The 18,679-nt window shown below is 54.6% G+C and carries 13 protein-coding genes; 5 read left to right on the forward strand and 8 right to left on the reverse strand.

The window, feature by feature from the left end; genetic code table 11:
- Both ADICEAN_RS14900 and ADICEAN_RS14905 read right to left on the reverse strand, forming a co-directional pair.
- Window positions 1-374: MBL fold metallo-hydrolase (locus tag ADICEAN_RS14900; protein ID WP_040397428.1), on the reverse strand; the 374-nt coding region annotated here is incomplete at its 3' end.
- A gap of 151 nt (window positions 375-525) precedes the next feature.
- Entirely contained in the window at window positions 526-3,015 is a 2,490-nt protein-coding gene (locus ADICEAN_RS14905) for a DUF5916 domain-containing protein (protein WP_009196460.1), read from the reverse strand.
- A 238-nt stretch (window positions 3,016-3,253) separates the two neighbouring features.
- Here ADICEAN_RS14905 and ADICEAN_RS14910 point away from each other — a divergent pair, with 238 nt between their 5' ends.
- Together ADICEAN_RS14910 and ADICEAN_RS14915 are read left to right on the forward strand one after the other, a co-directional pair.
- On the forward strand, window positions 3,254-3,598 hold the full coding sequence (locus ADICEAN_RS14910; RefSeq protein WP_009196461.1) for a hypothetical protein: 345 nt from the start codon (window positions 3,254-3,256) through the stop codon (window positions 3,596-3,598).
- A gap of 85 nt (window positions 3,599-3,683) precedes the next feature.
- Window positions 3,684-4,394, forward strand: a complete 711-nt coding sequence (locus ADICEAN_RS14915; RefSeq protein WP_009196462.1) for a phosphatase domain-containing protein — start codon at window positions 3,684-3,686, stop codon at window positions 4,392-4,394.
- An 89-nt stretch (window positions 4,395-4,483) separates the two neighbouring features.
- On the opposite strand, the gene ADICEAN_RS14920 is transcribed toward ADICEAN_RS14915, so the two are convergent.
- Window positions 4,484-4,966 (reverse strand): hypothetical protein, encoded by a 483-nt coding sequence (locus ADICEAN_RS14920; protein WP_009196463.1) that lies wholly within the window; start codon window positions 4,964-4,966, stop codon window positions 4,484-4,486.
- Window positions 4,967-5,142: 176 nt separating this feature from the next.
- On the opposite strand from ADICEAN_RS14920, the gene ADICEAN_RS14925 reads away from it, so the two are divergent.
- Window positions 5,143-6,831, forward strand: a complete 1,689-nt coding sequence (locus tag ADICEAN_RS14925) for a dipeptidyl-peptidase 3 family protein (protein ID WP_009196464.1) — start codon at window positions 5,143-5,145, stop codon at window positions 6,829-6,831.
- 121 nt (window positions 6,832-6,952) lie between these two features.
- Here ADICEAN_RS14925 and ADICEAN_RS14930 read toward each other — a convergent pair whose 3' ends face one another.
- Both ADICEAN_RS14930 and ADICEAN_RS14935 read right to left on the reverse strand, forming a co-directional pair.
- Window positions 6,953-8,272: a hypothetical protein gene (locus ADICEAN_RS14930; RefSeq protein ID WP_009196465.1), complete on the reverse strand. Its 1,320-nt coding sequence runs from the start codon at window positions 8,270-8,272 to the stop codon at window positions 6,953-6,955.
- Between the two features lie 35 nt (window positions 8,273-8,307).
- Window positions 8,308-8,898 (reverse strand): YceI family protein, encoded by a 591-nt coding sequence (locus tag ADICEAN_RS14935; RefSeq protein ID WP_009196466.1) that lies wholly within the window; start codon window positions 8,896-8,898, stop codon window positions 8,308-8,310.
- A gap of 508 nt (window positions 8,899-9,406) precedes the next feature.
- On the opposite strand from ADICEAN_RS14935, the gene ADICEAN_RS14940 reads away from it, so the two are divergent.
- Entirely contained in the window at window positions 9,407-12,763 is a 3,357-nt protein-coding gene (locus ADICEAN_RS14940) for a UvrD-helicase domain-containing protein (RefSeq protein ID WP_009196467.1), read from the forward strand.
- 105 nt (window positions 12,764-12,868) lie between these two features.
- Here ADICEAN_RS14940 and ADICEAN_RS14945 read toward each other — a convergent pair whose 3' ends face one another.
- Window positions 12,869-13,492, reverse strand: coding sequence for a YceI family protein (locus ADICEAN_RS14945; RefSeq protein WP_009196468.1), 624 nt, complete (start codon window positions 13,490-13,492; stop codon window positions 12,869-12,871).
- A gap of 289 nt (window positions 13,493-13,781) precedes the next feature.
- Here ADICEAN_RS14945 and ADICEAN_RS14950 point away from each other — a divergent pair, with 289 nt between their 5' ends.
- On the forward strand, window positions 13,782-16,397 hold the full coding sequence (locus tag ADICEAN_RS14950; RefSeq protein ID WP_009196469.1) for a DUF5686 and carboxypeptidase regulatory-like domain-containing protein: 2,616 nt from the start codon (window positions 13,782-13,784) through the stop codon (window positions 16,395-16,397).
- Window positions 16,398-16,488: 91 nt separating this feature from the next.
- Here ADICEAN_RS14950 and ADICEAN_RS14955 read toward each other — a convergent pair whose 3' ends face one another.
- Together ADICEAN_RS14955 and ADICEAN_RS21415 are read right to left on the reverse strand one after the other, a co-directional pair.
- Window positions 16,489-17,082 carry a hypothetical protein gene (locus ADICEAN_RS14955; protein ID WP_040397433.1) on the reverse strand — a complete coding sequence of 198 codons (594 nt, stop codon included), beginning with the start codon at window positions 17,080-17,082 and terminating at the stop codon, window positions 16,489-16,491.
- Window positions 17,083-17,202: 120 nt separating this feature from the next.
- On the reverse strand, window positions 17,203-18,679 hold a 1,477-nt coding region (locus ADICEAN_RS21415), incomplete at its 5' end, for a sensor histidine kinase (protein WP_051068873.1).

Raw genomic sequence — 18,679 nt, forward strand, 5'->3', positions numbered from 1 at the left:
CCATCCTCATCGATCAGCAAAATGGAAATACTATCCGGGGAGTGGCCGGGGGTATTGTAGGCCTTTAGCACTACCTTGCCCAGGGGAAGGGTATCGCCATTGTCAAACGAACGGTGGGGATACGAGGCCTGTGTTTTTTTACTGGCATAAATGGTGGCTCCCGTTTTTTGGTGCAGTTCCAGGTGCGAGCTCACAAAATCGGCATGAGGGTGGGTCTCCACTACGGCCACCAGCTGCGCCCCCTGCTCCCGGGCATAGGCCAGGTAGGGCTCCGGATCCCGGCCCGGATCGATTACGGCCAGTTTGCCCTCGCTAAGCACTGCATAGGAGGCATGTGCCAGGCCTGTATCATAGAATTGCTTGATCTTAAGCATATAAAAATCGGTTTAGCCAAAAAGAATAGGATAGCCCCCAGCCAGGGGCCCCTCTCTGCAAACCTACACACAAGCAGGGGCCAAATGCAACAGAAATAACAGGAAAGAAGCCCTGGCACCTGCTGGCGCGCGCCTGCCGGCAGTGCGTTCCTTACAGGGCATTGCGGATCATCAGGTAGTCCAGGAAGTAGGTAAGCTTGAGTGAGAGCGTATGGGTATGCGGCTTGCTCCAGAAACGCTCCATATTTTCGGAGAAATTATGGCGGGCATCGCTGCTGAAATCATAGGCGGCATCTTTCCAGCCAAATTGCAGAAAGCTGCCTGGGGCAATCTGCCAGCTGTAGAAAAAGTCGAGGTTAAAGCTATTGAAGTTAACGTTGTGATCGATGAGTCCATCGCCATCCTGATCGCCCTTATACGCTTCGGTAGCCAGCAGGCTGCCATTTTTTTGCAGGTAGTAAAACTCATCGGCATAGCGCACGCGGCTCCAGTAGTAGCGTGCCCGAATGTTGAGGCCCATTTTATTATTGAAGGTAATGTTGAGCCGGGCCGAGGGCTCTACGGTCTGGATGGTTCGGTTGCCAAACACGATATGCTGCAGCTCTCTGCTTCCTCCTGTGGTGGTGGTGTAGAGGCGGTTTACAAAGCCCCGTTCATTAATATTGGTGCTGTAATTGAGGGCGCCAAATATTGAAATGAAATTATTGATGCGGTAGCGCGGCCCCAGGTAGAGGCCCCAGTCGTGGGCATCCCATACCCTGCGCCTGAACTGCCACAGTTCGGCACCTACGGCCAGGCGTTTTCGGTTGTCAGATTCTACATACACCCAGCCATGGTAGCTGGGCTGGCGGGTAAAGAAATACCCGGCAACGCGTGGTTCAAAATAGTCATGTTCCGGCAGGATCTTGCGGGAGTAGCCAGCACCCATCCCCCAGAAATTCCGGAACTGCATCCACACATTTACATTGCCGTTGAAGCCGGTATAGGTATTGGGCTTGTAGAGGCGGTTATAGTTCAGGTTCAGATTATTGCTCAGCTGGTTAAAGATCCAGAAAGGTTTAAACACATGGTAGCCCAGGTAGAGGCCCGTGTTTCGCTTGTTGGGGGCCTGCAGAATTCCCATATCATTGATCTCGTACCGATCGCTTTCTACATTGCGGCTCAGGCGGTACTGAAAGTTGCCGCTGATCTTGCCAAAGGAGAGAAAGTAGCGGTGCCCATCGGTTCGCTGCCGAAAGTCGGTGCATGGCTGCAGGTTTTGCCACACATAGCTCAGGGCGCCGAAGCCCTCAAACTGGTAGCGGTTATGCTTATCCCGCAGGCGTAGTTCTGCCCCGCTCACATTGGCATCCCGGCCACCATTGGCCCGGCTTACATTGGTATTGATGAGGGCAATGTTGGAGTTATTGGGCAGGTTCTGATCAAGCACCGCCACATTAAAGTTGGTCACAGGATCGATCATCAACTCCCGCCTGCGCAGGCTATACGTTTCTGTTCCAGGCAGGCGCAGGGTATCCTGCACTTCCAGAAATGCCGCATTGGTAACAGCATTGAACAAGCCTACCCCAAGCCCCTTATGGGTACGCCCCGATAGCTTGGTGGCATTGATCAGGCGGGTAGCATTGGGCCTGCTCAGCACGGTGGCTGTATCGGATACCTCTGGCCGGAAGGTACCAAACACATGCCCTACGCGCCGGCTGTAAAAAAGGCTTCGCTTGTTAAATAGCTCGGTACCCTCCGTAAAGAAAGGGCGGTTCTCTGCAAACTGTACTTCAAAGGGGGATAGGTTCAGCACCTGATTATCGGATTGTACCTGGCTAAAATCCGGCACAAGGGCCATATCCAGGGTAAAGCTTTCACTGATGCCCCATTTCAGGTCCATGCCGCCGCCAAGATTGGTAGAGGTGCTGCCACTGCCCCGGTCATAGCCGGCAATGGCGCTTACGTAGGGAAAAAACTGCAGGCGCAGCGGGGGGTCAATATCGTTGATGCCCCTTAGCAGCCCCGACTGATTTACAAGGCCCGAGACCGAGGCATCTACCGGATTCCAGAATGATTCTTCGTTGATGCTGCGGATCACCCGCATAAAGTTTACGCCCCAGAGCTGCTCAGGGCGCTTGGCAAAGCGCAGGGCCGACCAGGGAATCTCCATCTCGGCAACCCAGCCCTGCTCGGTTAGCTGCACCTCGCTGTTCCAGACCGCATCCCAGGAGGTATCTTCACTAGTGGGGGTAATGTAGAGGTCCAGCTGCACCCCGGCCGAGGTAACGGCAAAATAAAAAGCGTTTTGCCCCTTATTGTAGGTATCCAGCACAATGCCGAAGCGATCGGCCACCCGCCCAAAATCATCGCGCAGGCCCAGTTCCCTGGCAATTGAGTGGGGAGCAGGATCGTGCATGACCGCCAGCACATAGAGGGCATAATCCGTATAGCCGATCTTGATACTGGTAGGCTGTTTGGAAGGCGCCAGGTTCTGGGGGGCCAGCTGAGTAAAAGGGTCTGAAAAAGCTGGAATTTCCAGCCAGGCGGCATCATTGCCCTCACCGTCTATTTTTGGCTTTTCACTAAGCTTGCTGGCCGACATAGCGCGTCGTTCGGCCCGCAGCCGGGCATCCTGGGCCTTCGCTGTGAAGGTCAGCACCAAAAAAACAGAACACAAACACCTACCGATACACGCATGAACTTAGTAAAAACACGTTACTACTTAAGCTACCCCCGTAAGCTGCAGCTTTACCACTATTTTTTTGGACTAAGGAAAGAGAACTATTTGTTAAGAGGCGCAAAGATAGAACCTTATTTGTAATTAAACCTTACCTTTTCAGGACTGTTCTGTACATGTAACCTTGCCTGCTCCGCCTGCGTGAAGTAGAAGAGACTGTATGAAAAAGAAAGTATTTCGTTACCTGGGCCGTTCGGCCAATAAACTGGACTATTACCGATTCCGCTTCAAGCAACGTACCGGATTGCTGGGACAGCCCCGTATTTTGCCCTTCAGAGGTTTTGGCAATGATCAGCAGGCCATTTTGCGCGGACTTGTGCTGGAAGACAAGGGCCAGAAGCTGGTACATGACAACAGTAACCAGTGGGAGAATGCAACCGCGCTCTTCAAACGGTACATTAGCAGCGAGACACCCCGGGTACAGGTAAAGGCCTATTTTCAGGGACAGCACAAAGTAGTGCAGACCGATTCAGAAGGGTATTTTACCCTCCTTTCATGTCAATAAGCTGGCAAAAATCACCAATCCCTGGGATCAGGTACAGCTGGAACTGCTCGACAAGGTTACCTATAACCAGGGACCCGTGCGGGCCATGGGTGACATACTCCTCTCCGGCGCCGATAATGACATGGGAGTGATCTCGGATGTGGACGACACCATCCTGATCTCCCGCGCCACCAATACCTACCGCAAGCTGCGCCTGATGCTTTTTAACAATGCCCACACCCGCCTTCCCTTTGAGGGGGTGGCGGCCTTTTACCGCGCCCTCCATCGCGGCTATCACCAGGAGCGCTTTACTCCCATTTTCTTTGTCAGCAGCAGCAGCTGGAAGCTCTACGATCTGCTGGCCGATTTTTGCCATGTACAGGGCATTCCCAAAGGTCCCCTTCTGCTGCGCGATAGCCGGCTGGACCGCTTTAAGCTCATGACCTCCCTGCACGAGGGCCACAAGCTCTCGCAGGTAAAAACCATCATGCAGATGTATCCCCTCAAATCCTTTATCCTGATTGGCGACAGCGGGCAGAAGGATCCGGAAATCTACCGGGAGGTGGTGCGCCGCTACCCCGATCGGGTCAAGGCCATTTACATTCGGGATGTAAGCAAGCCCCATCGCCATGAGGAGATTGCCGCCATTGCCCGCGAGCTAAAAACGCTGGATGGGGTAGAAATGCTGCTGGTTAAAAATACTGTAGAAGCAGCCGAGCATGCCGCCAGCCACTGCTGGATTGAGCCGGAGGCCCTGCCCGAGATCCGCGGCGAGCAGCTCAAGGACCAGGAGGCTGAGAATCTGTTGGAAGTGTGAGGGGTTTCAGGTAATTAACCACCCCATAGCCAAAAAAAGCTGCCCCCCAAAGAGAGAGCAGCCGGAAATACGCGGATGGTAGCGAACCCCTAGAGTACCTCCTGAATCTTGTAATTTCTGCCCCTGAAGCTGAAGCTCTCGCCGGCTTGCTTGCCGTCCATGGCTTCATAAATGGGGGTTTGAGTAGAGATGATGAAATATTTTTTTCCGTCCATGTCAAAATCGCCCAGGCTGGCCGCAACAAAAAAATTCATTTTGTCGGTCATCACCAGCGAGCCAAAACCAATCCCGTGGGGGGGCTTAATGCCTTTTACCCGTTCCAGGATGGACAGCACCCCGGTAGCCTCATGCATGCGGCGGGCATACATGCTTTGTTCGTTCTGACATTGGGCCGTAAAGCTGTCCGTCATTTCCTCATTGCTTCGTTCGGCCAGTGCACTTTCCTGTATGGATTTCATGGCCTCCCGGGCCGTATCTACCATCAGCTGCTGTTTTTCGATGCAGGCATCCAGCAGGGCGTTCTTTAGTGTTTTATGATCAACTGCTTCCATGATATCTTGTATGTGTGGCATTTAAACGTCGGGGGGTGAAATTAGTTTGAGGTTTTTGACGAAAAAGTAGCAGATTCAGGAGGGCTTTTCTCCTGCCAATCCCTATTTGTTCTGTCTGAGAGGAAGTTGTTTTGGGTGGCCGGGTTTCGTTTCATCTGGAAAGTGCCTATTTTTCAGCGATCATCTTTATCCTCACTATGAAAAACAAGCGCATTTTTACATTGGGCACTGCCGCCCTTGCCCTGGGCCTGTGGGCCTGCCAGTCCGGCCCGCAGGGCTCCGACTCCGACCGGCTTGCCAGCGATACGGTTGCCCAGGGGGCTGTACGGCCCTCGGCCGATATCAGCGAAAAGCTGCAAAAATACACCCAGGTACGCCTTACCGCTGATCTGGGCCACCTGAGCAACAACGAACGGCAAATGATTGGCCTGCTGATACAGGCTGCCGACATCATGGATGGGCTCTTCTGGCAGGAGGCGTACGGCAATCCCAACCAGTTGCTGCAGGGGGCACAAGATAGGGAACTGGCCCGCTACATCGGCATCAATTACGGCCCCTGGGACCGCGTGGCTAATAACGAGCCTTTTGTAGAAGGGGTGGGCCCCAAACCCGAGGGCGCCAACTTTTACCCGGCCGACATGACCAAAGAAGAATTTGAGGCCGCCCAGCTAGCCGACAAAACCAGCCAGTATACGCTGCTGCGCCGAAACGATCAGGGACAGCTGATCACCGTTCCCTACCATCAGGCTTTTGCTGAAGAGGTGAAGAAGGCCTCCGACCTGCTGAAGCAGGCTGCCGCCCTGGCCGAGGATGCCGGCCTGAAAAAGTACCTGGAGCTGCGGGCCCAGGCCCTGCTCACCGATGAATACCAGCCCAGCGACCTGGCCTGGATGGACATGAAGACCAACCGGCTGGATGTGGTGATTGGCCCCATTGAAACCTATGAAGATCATCTCTTTGGCTACAAAGCAGCTCATGAGGCCTATGTGCTCATCAAGGACATGGCCTGGAGCGAGCGTCTGGCCAAATACGCCTCCTTTCTGCCCGAACTGCAGCGCAACCTGCCGGTAGATGCCCGCTACAAGCAGGAAACGCCCGGCACCGATTCTGACCTCAATGCCTATGATGTGGTGTACTATGCCGGCGACTGCAATGCCGGCTCAAAGACCATTGCCATCAACCTGCCCAACGACGAGGAAGTACAGCTACAGAAGGGTACCCGCCGCCTGCAGCTCAAAAATGCCATGCGGGCCAAATTTGATGAGATTCTGGAGCCCATTGCCGATGAACTCATTGCCGATGACCAGCGCAAGTACATCACCTTTGATGCTTTCTTTGCCAATACCATGTTTCATGAGGTGGCCCATGGCCTGGGCATCAAAAACACCATCAACAACAAGGGTTCGGTGCGCGAAGCCCTTAAAGAGCTGGGATCAGCCCTGGAAGAAGGCAAGGCCGATGTGCTGGGCCTCTACATGGTGACCCAGCTGCACGAGAAAGGCCAGCTGGAGGGCCGTCTGGAGGAGTATTACACTACCTTTCTGGCCTCTATTTTCCGCAGTGTACGCTTTGGCGCCAGCAGTGCCCACGGCCGGGCCAACATGGTGCGCTTCAATTACTTTGCCCAAAAAGGGGCCTTTGCCCGCGATGCCCAAACCGGTAAGTACCGCGTAGACTTTGCCAAAATGCGCCAGGCCATGAACGACCTGAGCCGCGATATTCTGGTGATGCAGGGCAATGGCGATTATGCCGCCGTAAGCCAGCTGGTGGAGCAGCAGGGCAGCATCTCTGCCGAGCTGCAGGCCGATCTGGACCGTCTGGCAGCCAAGAGCATTCCGGTAGATGTGGTGTTTGAGCAGGGAATGGAAGTGCTTGGGCTTAACTAAGTATATTTCACAAGAATACACAAAAGAGGAGGGGCGGATACCCTCCTCTTTTCATATAGGGACTAGCCATAAAAAAACCCGGCCTCTTGCAAGGCCGGGTTCCTTTCAGGTGTGAGTTAGGTTAGAAACCGATCACACCTTCCACTACTACCCCGTTAAATTTACCTCCGTTACGGATATCGTTGGCGCCGAAACCATCGTAAGACTGGTTTACATATTCGCCTTTCAGGAGGATGTTTTTAGTCATGAACCAGCCAAGGCCAGCCTGGATTCTGTCGATGGAGATCTCGGTGCCACCAACCATCTCGCCACTTACTTTGTTGTAGCGACCGGCTACATAAACCTGGTCGTACATGGGCAGGCGGTAGAGGGCTTCAGCAGCTACCTGGTTCCAGGTGCGGTTTTCAGGTTCGCCGAAGGCAGAGCCGGTTGCTCTTTCCAGTGTACCGAACAGTTCCAGACCACCGATCTTCACAAAGGGGTTGATCATTACCGCAGTCAGCTCGTTGGTCATGCCGGGGTTGATCAGGCCAGAGGTGAACTGCGCGGCTGGTGTGGCGTTGATGTTTTCCATCACCAGGTAGTAGCGAGAGCCGGCGCGGTCACCACCGTACAGGGTGTTGCGTACAGAGTTTTTAGTGGTGTACACAGAACCTGTCAGACGTACCCGAAGGTCTTCGTTCAGCTGCTTGTCGTAGCCAAGCTTACCGATCATTACTGGAGATCTCTTACGGTCGGGCACCACGTTGATACCACCCTGGATCTCACCCCCAGTTACCCCTACTACGGCCAGGAAGCCACTTGGGTGCTGATACACTACCTCACCACCAATCTCAGTTGTAAAGGCATCCATGATCAGGTTACCCACCAGCGGGTTGTACATGGCGTTACCGTTGTCAGAGCGGCGGAAGTGAGCATCGCCATAGTTTACTTCATAGTGACCGGCACGGATACTTACATTTTCCATTACCTTGTCAAGCAGGGCGCTTTTCAGCATGGGCAGCTTGTCTACTTGCAGGTAGCCACCTTTTACCCAGGTTTCCTGGTGGTGACGGCTGGATAGGTAAGTAGTCAGGTTTACGCGGATACCATCGGCCAGCTGGGCATCTACAATCAGGTTGGCAGTGGCCAGGTTAAAGCCAGGACCGATGTTCATCAGCTGGTTCAGGTTTTTGCCGGTTGCCTCATCAATTTTGGCATTGGCCGTGTTGCTGTGGCTCAGCGACTGAAACTGCTGGGCAAAGTGGGCGCCCACCCGAAGCTTGAACCCTGTGTAGGCTACGGTATCTTCATGTTTTTTTGGTTCAAATACATTCAGTCCATTTTGGTCATTTGGTCTGAAGTACTGCAGTGCGGGCTGTTGTGCCTGTACTGTTGCGAGGCCTCCCATTGCTACCAGCAGTGCGGTTGCGCCTATTCGTTTGATTGCTGTCGTTTTCATGACAAATGTTGATTATGAGTAAGGGTAATAGTTTGTTATTGTACTACGGTTGGAGTGCTTGCAGTTACCAGCAGGTTGATGTCGATGGTTACCAGATCGCCGGTTGTTACAGATCCGAACATGAAGGAGGGAGGCGTTACACCAAACTGGCTCATCTTGAATTCTTTTTTGCCTTTGAAGCTAATTGCGCCGTCCTTGTCAATGGTGTAGCGCACCTCGATTTTTTCCTGTTTGCTTACCCCTGCGATGGTGAGCATACCAGTGGCAGTGATCAGCCCTTCGTTGCCTTTTTGCTCAATGTTGTTGATGGTTGTAAGCTTAAAGGTGATGTTGGGATGCTTGCCGGTTTTAAGGGCTTCGTAGGCATTTTTGTCCATGGCATTCTTGCCGCTCTTCAGGCTTTCTGCTTTCAGGCTCAGCTGCAGATTTTTGATACCCGTTAGCTTGCCCTCCGTTACCTCCAGCTGGGCATCGCCTGTGATGGAAGAGGTTTGCATAGACCAGTCGTGCATGGTAGACGTACCATCTACTTTCAGCACACTTTTAGGAGAGATTTTGTAGGTGCTCTGTGCCATCATGGCCAGGGGCAGTACAAACATCAGAAGGAAAATTATGGACCGTTTCATGGTAGTAGTGGGTTAGTATTGCGTTCTTGTTGATACAAATCTACGCCCCCCCCACCCCTGAAAACATGATCAAACACGGCCCTGAAGATGATTGTAGCAGGGATGCTAACATGACCTATATCATCCTTTTTCCCGCCATTCTCAGCGCAATCGTGTGAACTACCCCCTATGCCCTATACAAGAGGCCTTTGGCAGTTTCCTTTCTCAGGCTAAGTGACCAGACTGAAAAAACATGATTTGAATTTTTTTTGACGCTGTTCCCCCCAGCCAGCTGTTTCGATGCCTTTTTCAAGGTACGAAAACCAAAACCACTCCTCCTTTCTGCCTCTTATGCCTTTTACCGCCTGGAACCAGCAACCTGCCCGGGCCAGCTACTATACTATAGTAGTATGTATGGATTGCTTCATGTTCCCGGCCCCTGGAAGGAGCTGTCCGCCAGCCGGCAAAAATCTGGCTCCGGGCGGCCCTTTCCCCGCTTCTAATCCGTATCTTAGTGAGCTGACTCCCTATGCCTGTGCAAGCGCCTGCTAAACCCTTTAAGATCTACCGCTCTTCTGCCGGATCTGGCAAAACCTACGCCCTAACCCGGGAGTACCTGTCGCTGGCCCTGCAGAGTCCCGATTATTTCCGCAGTATCCTGGCCGTAACCTTCACCAACAAGGCCACCCAGGAGATGAAAAGCCGCATCATTGAAACGCTGCACGAGCTGGCCAGCGGACAGCCCCATAGCATGCGCCAGGCCCTGATGGAGGCCACCGGCCTGGAGGGGGCTGCCCTAACCCAGCGGGCTACCGAAGTGCTGTCGTCCATCCTGCACAATTACGCACACTTTTCGGTCAGCACCATCGATTCGTTCTTTCAGCGCATTATCCGCTCCTTTGCCAAAGAAATAGGCCTGCGGGCGGGCTTTAAGGTAGAGCTGGACCAGCAGAAGGTGCTCGATGACCTCATAGACCGGGTACTGGCCGGCGTAGGCACCGATAAGCACCTTACCCGCTGGCTTACCCAGTTTGCCGAAGAGCAGATTGATGAAGGCAAAAGCTGGGACATCCGCCGCAGCATCCGCAGCCTGGCCGGCGAGATCTTTACCGAAAGCTACAAACAGCACGAAAAGGGCCTGCAACGCATAGCCCAGGATGAAAAAGGGCTGCTCAAAGTGCTGGGCCAGTTAAAAGACATCCGGCTGGCTTTTGAGAACAGCATGGAGGAGCTGGGCCGCTCAGCCCTGCAGTTTCTGGAGCAGCGTGGCCTGCGCATTGATGATTTTGCGTATGGCAAAAGCGGACCGGCCAATTACTTTACCCATATCCTGAAAGAAAACGGGGCCTATGCGCCTGGCAAGCGGGTGCTGGAGGTGCTGGAAGATCCCCAAAAATGGGCCTCCAAAAGCAATAAGCAGCGCGACTATTTGATCAGCGCAGCCCTGGAAGGCCTGAGCCCCCGCCTGCAGCAGGCCGTGGCGCTGTATGAAAAGGAGTATGAACACTACCTGACGGCCAAAGAAGTGCTGCGCTTTATCTATACCCTGGGCATCCTGGCGCACCTGACGGCTGTGCTCAGCAAGTACCGGGAAGATAATGACCTGCTGCTGATCTCCGATGCGGCTGTTTTTCTGAAAGACATCATTGGCCAGGATCAAACCCCCTTCATCTTTGAAAAAACCGGCACCCGCTACCAGCATTTTCTCATTGACGAGTTTCAGGACACCAGCGGCTTTCAGTGGGATAACTTCCGGCCGCTCATTGAAAATTCGGTAGCCTCCGGCAACCTCAACCTGGTGGTGGGTGATATCAAGCAAAGCATTTACCGCTGGCGGGGCGGTGACTGGAAACTACTGCTCAAGCAAATTGAAGAAGACATCGGACCCCAGAACACCCAGCACGAGAGCCTGAATTACAACCGCCGCAGCTGCCGCACCATCATTGATTTTAACAACAGCCTCTTCTACCAGGCTGCCTGGGAGCTTAAGGCCGTCTGCGAAAGTAAAATTGCCGACACTGCCGATGAGATGGAACAAACGGCGCTGCAGTTTTACCTGCACAGCCTGGCCCAGGCCTATTCGGATGTATTTCAGATCTACCCCGACGATAAATCGGCCAGCCCCTGCGGCCTGGTGCAGGTAAACTTTCTGCAAGCCGATGAGGAGGAGGGCGCCTGGAAGCAGCAGGCCCAGCAGGCCATGCTGGCCTCGGTGCGGGAGCTGCAGGACAAGGGCTATAGCGCCCGCGACATTGCCCTGCTGGTGCGCAGCAACCGCGAGGGACAGGAGCTGGCCAGTGTACTTATGCAGGCCGAAGAAGAAAAGGAGCCTGGCAGCCCCTATAATTACCGGGTGATCTCCAGCGATTCACTCTTTGTGGGCAACGCCGCCTCGGTAGGCCTGCTGCTGAATGTGCTTCGCTACCTGCACAACCCCCAGAACGCAGTTGCCCGCACCAACATGGCCTATGATTACCAGCGCTACATCCTCAAACCCGAGGCCCTGGACTGGCACCAGCTTTTTCTGGCCTGCGCCAGGGGTGAAGAAGCCCTAAAGGCCTACCTGCCCCCGCCCTTTCTGCAAAAGCAGGTATACCTGACCAAACTACCCCTATACGAAATGGTGGAAAGCCTGATAGACCAGTTTCGCCTCAATGAGCTGCCGGGCGAATGGGGCTACCTGCAGGCCTTTCAGGATGCAGTGCTGCACTACAGTGGCGAAGAAAAGGGAGACATTGATACTTTTTTGAACTGGTGGGCAGAAACCGGCTACAAGCGCACCGTACAGGTGAGCGACTCGCTGGATGCCATCCGCATCTACACCGTTCATACCAGCAAGGGGCTGCAGTTCAGGGCCGTGCTGATGCCCTATTGCCAGTGGGAGCTCAACCACAAGCCAAATGCCAATAATTTCATCTGGGCCAGGGCCCACACCCACCCCCTGCAGGAGCTGGAAGCACTGCCTGTAAAATATTCGGCCAGGCTGGAGCAGACCCATTTTCGGGAACAGTACTACCGGGAGCTGATCCAGGCCTATCTGGATAACCTTAACCTGCTCTATGTGGCCTTTACCCGGGCCGAAGAAGTGCTGCGGATCTGGAGCCCCCTGCCGGCCATCCCCAAGGGGCAAACCATGCCCAGGGCCGATCATGTCAATGGCATGCTCTACCGCCTGCTGTCCGGCAATGTGCAGACCCCGGAGGCTGCCGGCATGTCAGAAAAAGAGCTCATCCGCCTGCAGGCGGGCTGGCAGCCCGAGGGGGCCTGCTACCAGACCGGCGAGCTGCAGCCCGTAGCGCAGCGAAAGAAACGGGAGGCAGAAAGCAGCCTGCCCCTGCAGCACTACCTGAACACCCGCTGGCGCAGCCGCCTTACAGTGCGCCGGCGCAATGCCAGCCTGGTGCTGGCTACGGATGAAAAAGCCGCTGCCCGCATTAACTGGAGCCGCACCCTGCATGCCCTGCTGCGGCAGATCCGCCAGCCGGAGGAGCTGGAACGAGCCCTGGAAAACATCTACTATGAGGGCATGATAAACCGGCAGGAACTGCCCGCGGTGCGTAGCCAGATGGAAGCACTCTTTCGGCACCCCGTTGCCGGGCAGTGGTTTGAACCGCATTGGGAGATCCGCACCGAGCTGCCGCTGCTCTCCACCACCGGTTACCTGCTGCGGCCCGATCGGGTAATTACCTCCGGCAGCGAGGCCCATGCCATTGACTTTCGGGTAGAAAAGCCCTCCCCGGCCCATGCCCGCCGGGTGCGGCACTACCTGCAGCTGCTGCGCCGCATGGGCTTTAGCCAGGTGCTGGGCTGGGTGTATTATCTGGATTCGGAGCAAGCCCTGGAAGTAGGGGCCAACGGGCAGGAACAGCTGGGGCTGGGCTTTTAGCCCTTGGCCAGGGGGACCCCCCGCCGGGATACCAGCCGGAACAAAAAAAAGTTGGCGACAAAGTGCCACCAACTTTACATCAAACCCCTAAGCCTTTATATCTGGTTATCGTTTGCCGATTACGGTATCTTGCTGGCTGGCGGTTAGACCCTGCAGGTGCAGTTCAAAATCTACTGCCAGGCTATTGTTCACTTTTATGGCGCCCATCATTTTGGTGGGTGGCTCTATGTTAAAATCAGAGAAGCTAAACTCCCAGCAGCCCTTTAGGGTGGCATTGCCCGCCCGGCCTTCTTCAAAGGCGGCCTCTATCTGGTACTGACGGCTGATGCCCGCCAGGGAGATCTCCACAAGGCCTGTGGCCTTTTGCTGTTTGCCTGTGCCGGGGATGCGCTGCAGGGAAAGAAAGCGCACCTTGATGATGGGGTGCTTCTCGGCCTGAATGGTCTTGCGCAGATCATGGGTCATAATCCTGTTCTGGCAGTCAAAGCCGGAAGCCTTCAGGGTGATGAGGCCATTCATGACCGGCCGCTGGCTTTTTGCATCCCAGGACTCATACAGCACATCATCGCCGGCATAAGAGATGCTGGCGCATTCAAACTCATTTACATTGGAGCTGCCGGCTATGCTTAGCCTGCTTTGGGCGGTTACCAGCCATTCTTTGCCAGTAGTCGCCTCCAGCCCGCTAAGGGGGAGCAACAACAGTAGGAAAAGATAGGTGTATGCAGCCATATTCGTATTGGTCTTGTAGTCTATACGGGCTCGATCTCCCTGTATGATACTGCAAGCTAGGCACTGTAGCCCTCCCAGGCCATGACCTAGATTTGGCCCCATTATGATTAATATCAGCCTGCCGACGTCTCTCATGGCGGTATTCTTCCCTATTTTCCTGTAGCACAATCTTTTTTGTGGCATGCAACTATTGTAGCGGAAACAGTATCTTTCCATAAAATTTGATCTTACTGACAGGGCCGCTGCTGCCGGCCCCTACAGCTCACCTTACCCTGCTACACGCCTATCTATGCACCGCCTACTGTATGTTGCCTTTCTGCTGGTACTTCTCCCCTCCTGCGCCCTGCTGGCCCAGGGTATCCGGGGGCTTGTAAAAGATGCAGCCGGAGCACCACTTCCCTATGCCTCCATCTATGTAGTGGAGCTGCGCGATGGCGCCTCCACCAACATGCAGGGCCGCTATGAAATAAGGCTGCCGGCCGGTACCTATACCCTTAAGGTGCAGTACCTGGGCTATCAGACACAGCAGCTGCAGGTGCAGGTAAGCGAGGGCTGGCAGGAGCAGGAGGTTGTGCTGCAGGAGCAGGTGCAGGTGCTGCGGGAGGTGGAAATTAGCCGCCGGCAGGAAGACCCCGCCCTTACCGTAATGCGCAAGGCCATTACCAAGCGCAAGTACCACCTGCTGCAGTATGACAGCTACGAGGTGCAGGTATACATGAAGGGCACCGGCCAGGTAACCGATGTGCCTTTTTTCCTGAAGAAAAAGTTAAAGGAAGAAGGCCTGAACGTAGATGAAGCCTACACCTCCGAATCGGTCAGCCTGATCAAATTTGCCCAGCCCGATAAGCTGGAGGAAAAGGTAATCTCCATCCGCACCTCCGGCGAAAATAGCGGCGCCTCCCCCAACCAATACATCAACCAGAGTTTTTACAACGATCGCATTGCCACGGCCATTTCTCCCCTGTCGGGCCAGGCATTTGCCTACTATAAATTCCGGTATGAGGGAAGCTTTTATGAAGGCGAGCTGGAGATCAACAAGATTCGGGTAACACCCCGCTCCAGGGGCACCCAGGTATTTGAAGGGCACATCTACATCATCAGCGGGCTATGGGCCATCCATAGCCTGGATCTGGTCACCACTATCCAGGGTTTTCAGGTAAGTGTAAAGCAAAACTATGCCGAGGTGGCCCAGAACTGCTGGATGCCTGTAACACACCAGTACCGCTTTTCGGGCAAGATCCTGGGCTTTGCCGGCGAGTTTCACTACCTGGCCTCCTGCCGGGATTATAAGGTAGTGCTGAACCAGGACCTGATGGCCGAAACCCAGATCATCGATGAGAAGATCGAGGATGTACCCCCTGCCCTGAAGATGCCCCGGGTAACCGACAAGGATGATATTGTGGAAACGCTGGCCAGTGAAGATAAGATGACCAAGAAGCAGTTCCGCAAAATGATCAACCAGTACGAGAAGGAAAGCTTAAAGGAGCAGAAAGACCCCCAGATCGTCAGCGAACGCAGCTACTCGGTCGATACCCTGGCCCGCAAGCGCGACTCCACCTACTGGGCCGAGATTCGTCCTGTGCCCCTTAGCACCAAAGAACTGAAGGGCTATCAGCGGGACGATTCCCTGGCCCGGGTAGAGTCCGCAAAGCTAACCGGCAAGGACTCTACCGGAGTGATCAAAAAGGGGCGATTCAAGCCATCCGTGTTCTTGCTGGGTGGGCGATTTAACCTCACACCCCGCACGGTACTGGCGCTGGACCCCACCCTTACCCAGGTCTACTACAATACGGTAGAAGGCTTTAATGTGAATGTCAGCGGCAAGCTGGTGCACCGCACCGACAGCCTGCGCCGCCGGCTGGAGCTGGCGCCCACTGTACGCTATGGCCTTGCCAGTGAAGATGTGTATGCCAAAGGGCGGATCTCCTATACCTATGCCCACAAGGGAGTACGCAGGGGATTTTTTGTAGAGGGCGGCAAATTTGTTTCCCAGTTCAATGAGGCAGAGCCTATTCATCCTCACATCAATACGCTCAGCTCCCTGTTGCTGCGGCGCAATTTTATGAAGATCTATGAGAAGGGCTACCTGCAGGGGGGCTTTCACTACCGGCCTTCCCATACCTTTTCGGTAAGCACCAGCCTGGAGTGGGCGCAGCGGGGGGAGCTATTTGACCAGAGCAATTACAGCCTCTACAATGGCGAAGGCCGCACCTATACCACCAACCAACCCTATAGCCGGGAGCTGGCCGATACCGGCTTCCCCGAGCACCAGGCGCTGCTGTTCAGCACCCAGCTTACCTACAGGCCGGGCATTACCTACCGGATATACAATGGCCGCAAAACTGCCAATCTCAGCAAAGTACCAGAGCTGCTGCTGCAGTACCGCAAGGGCATCAGGGGGGTGCTGGGCAGCGATGTAGACTTTGACCATGTGCAGCTGGGCCTTAACCACGGGCATCAGTTTGGGGTAAGCGGCAAGCTGGTGTATGAGTTGCGGGCAGGCAGCTTCCTGAACAACCGCAGCATGTACTTTATGGATTACCACCATTTTGATGGCAACCGCACCATCCTGAGCAGCCTGCGTCCGGCGGGCTCCTTTCGCCTGCTGGACTATTATGAGTTCAGCACCAACAATGGGTATGTCTCGGCCCACACCCATTACCAGTTCCGCAAGTTTCTGCTCACCCAGCTGCCCATGCTGCGCTTTAGCGGCCTGAAGGAAAATGTTTTTGTGAACTACCTTAAAACCGGTGTTTCGCAGCATTATTATGAGCTGGGGTATTCCATCGACGGTATTCTGCGGCTGTTCCGTCTGGAGCTGGCCGCTTCCTTTAATGATACCGAGTTTAAAGAGCTTGCCCCACGCATTGGCATCGCCACCATTTTCACCATCAATGCCGATTAAAGGGGTTGAACCAAAAGAAGGGCCATCCGATGCAGATGGTCCTTCTTTTTGCTTTGGGCGGTGCTGACTATGCAGGAAAACGTATAGGCTACTAGAGGCCCAGTTCCTGTGCCATATTTTCTGGTGTGATGATGCGCATGCATTCCACTGTCAGGTCTACCTTCTCCCCTTGCTGGGTCTGTCCGGTAATTTTTACGGTAGCCTTCTTGCCCTGGAACGTTACTTCCACGGTTCCGGACCCCTTTTCGCCCCGGCCTGCACTCATGGTGTTGATGGTGTAGCTCTTGCCTTTAAATAACTCCCCAAAGCTCATGGTTACCATAAACTCCTTGGCTTTGGTATCGCCCTGCACATTGGGCACAATCATTTGCACGCTGGAGAGTTCATTAGCGCCTTTGCCTTCTTCGGAATACTGCAGGCCAAACTGGTTTTCTCCGGCCAGCCCGTGGCTGCAGCCGGCATCCATACACCGGGCTTCGTAGGTACCGGCCATTTCGCCGCCCTCAAGCACCAGCCGTATGGTGGCGCGTAGCTGGTTGCTGGTTTCGCCGCCCGCAGCAGGGGCGTTGGCTTGTACAGGAGCAGCTGCCGGGCTTTCGCCGGTGGCCTGCTCACTGCCGCTATCAGATCCACAGGCTGCCAGGCAAAGGGCCAGCCCGAAAATGGGAAGGAGTTGGTTTTTCATGGCGTTAAAGAGAAAGGTTAACGAGTGATTGATCGCTCCGATAAGGTATAAAAATTTCAGAACATTATCCATGAGATCAGCCCGGCAGCTGCATCGTCGAAAAAAATTAAATGAAGCTCCTTACTGCTTTTTCAGGTAAATGGTAAAAGTAGAGCCCTCCCCTACCGTACTTTCCACACGGATGCTGCCGCCGGCATTTTCCACTATGCGTTTTATTATGTACAGGCCCACACCGGAGCCCTCCACATGTGTGTGCATGCGCTTGAACATAGAAAAGATCTTGTCTTCATGCTGCAGATCAATGCCCAGGCCATTGTCGGTCACAGAAAAGACCAGGAAATCATCCTCCATTCTGCAGTTCAGCTCCACCCGGGGCCTGCGCTGGGGCGAGTGGTATTTGATGGCATTGGAAAGCAGGTTGTACACGATGCTGCGCAAATTCTTGGGCGAAAAGCGCAGGCTGCACTGCTGCAAATCGGTGATGATCTCTGCACCGGCTTCGCGAATGTGCAGCTCCATGTCTGAGCGCACATCGGCCACCACATCGGCAAGGGCTACCTCCCGAACATCTTCATGGGCTTCTTTTTGTACCCGGGATACCTCCGACAGGTCGGCTATGGTGGTTTTAAGCCGGTTAATGGAACTAAAGATCATGCCCACCACCCGGTCTGACTCTGGGGCTGTCATATTGCCGGCGGCTGTAATGGGCAGCAACATGTTCATGAGCCCTTCTATATTCAGGATGGGGGCTTTAAGATCGTGCGAGGCCGAATAGACAAAGTTATCCAGATCGGCATTGGTGGCCATCAGTTCATTATTAGTCCGCTCAATCAGCTGGCGCGCCCGTACCTGCTCCGTTACCTCCACGGCAATGACAATTACCCCTGTAATAACCCCCTGAGAGTTGCGAAACGGATAGTACATAAAGTTAAGCCAGGCATCCTGCGGCAGCCCCTTGCGCATAAAGGTAACCGGATATTCACTAAAAGAATGTGATACCCCCCTGGTATAGACCTCCTCCAGCAGCTCTTCCAGCCCCTGCCCCCTTACCTCGGGCAGGGCATCAAACACCGGCCGGTTGATCACCTCCTCATGGCTTTTGCGCCAGATTTCGCATATGCCCGGGTTGGCAAGCTCTACCACAAAGTTGGCCCCTCCCAGGATGCCAATGGCTACAGGCGCCTGTTCAAACAGGTTGATTAGTTCTTCCTGCTGGCGGGCGGCTTCAGCCCGCGCCTGCAGACTGGCCAGCGAGCTGGCAATTTGGCCGGTCAGGAGCTGGTGAAAGTTCTGGTACTCGCCATCGTACTCCAGCCAGGGGCTGATGCCGGAAACAAAAAAGCCAATTAGCCTGTCTTCACCAGGTTTCAGAATAGGAATAACGGCAGCGGTAGGACCCCCCTTGTGTTCCAGTCCGGCTACCGGATGCTGTTCCGGCCAGGAGGGCTGGGAGAGCAGGCATAGCTTTTTGCTTTGCATCACCTTGCCCAGCTGCCAGTGATCGTCGGCCCCAGGCTCGCCAAGGGACAGCTGGGGCAGCACCAGCTCTTCGGGCAGCTGACCCGACTGCCCCAGCAGCTCGGCCCGCTGCCATCGC

The sequence above is a fragment of the Cesiribacter andamanensis AMV16 genome (assembly GCF_000348925.1).
Classification (GTDB): Bacteria; Bacteroidota; Bacteroidia; order Cytophagales; family Cyclobacteriaceae; genus Cesiribacter; species Cesiribacter andamanensis.

What these genes read in the sequence shown, in the direction of transcription:
- ADICEAN_RS14955 (WP_040397433.1), bottom strand. Translation starts at nt 17,082, where the DNA reads ATGAAAAACCAACTCCTTCCCATTTTCGGGCTGGCCCTTTGCCTGGCA.
- ADICEAN_RS14925 (WP_009196464.1), top strand. Translation starts at nt 5,143, where the DNA reads ATGAAAAACAAGCGCATTTTTACATTGGGCACTGCCGCCCTTGCCCTG.
- ADICEAN_RS14935 (WP_009196466.1), bottom strand. Translation starts at nt 8,898, where the DNA reads ATGAAACGGTCCATAATTTTCCTTCTGATGTTTGTACTGCCCCTGGCC.
- ADICEAN_RS14930 (WP_009196465.1), bottom strand. Translation starts at nt 8,272, where the DNA reads ATGAAAACGACAGCAATCAAACGAATAGGCGCAACCGCACTGCTGGTA.
- ADICEAN_RS14945 (WP_009196468.1), bottom strand. Translation starts at nt 13,492, where the DNA reads ATGGCTGCATACACCTATCTTTTCCTACTGTTGTTGCTCCCCCTTAGC.
- ADICEAN_RS14940 (WP_009196467.1), top strand. Translation starts at nt 9,407, where the DNA reads ATGCCTGTGCAAGCGCCTGCTAAACCCTTTAAGATCTACCGCTCTTCT.
- ADICEAN_RS14920 (WP_009196463.1), bottom strand. Translation starts at nt 4,966, where the DNA reads ATGCCACACATACAAGATATCATGGAAGCAGTTGATCATAAAACACTA.
- ADICEAN_RS14950 (WP_009196469.1), top strand. Translation starts at nt 13,782, where the DNA reads ATGCACCGCCTACTGTATGTTGCCTTTCTGCTGGTACTTCTCCCCTCC.
- ADICEAN_RS14915 (WP_009196462.1), top strand. Translation starts at nt 3,684, where the DNA reads ATGGGTGACATACTCCTCTCCGGCGCCGATAATGACATGGGAGTGATC.
- ADICEAN_RS14910 (WP_009196461.1), top strand. Translation starts at nt 3,254, where the DNA reads ATGAAAAAGAAAGTATTTCGTTACCTGGGCCGTTCGGCCAATAAACTG.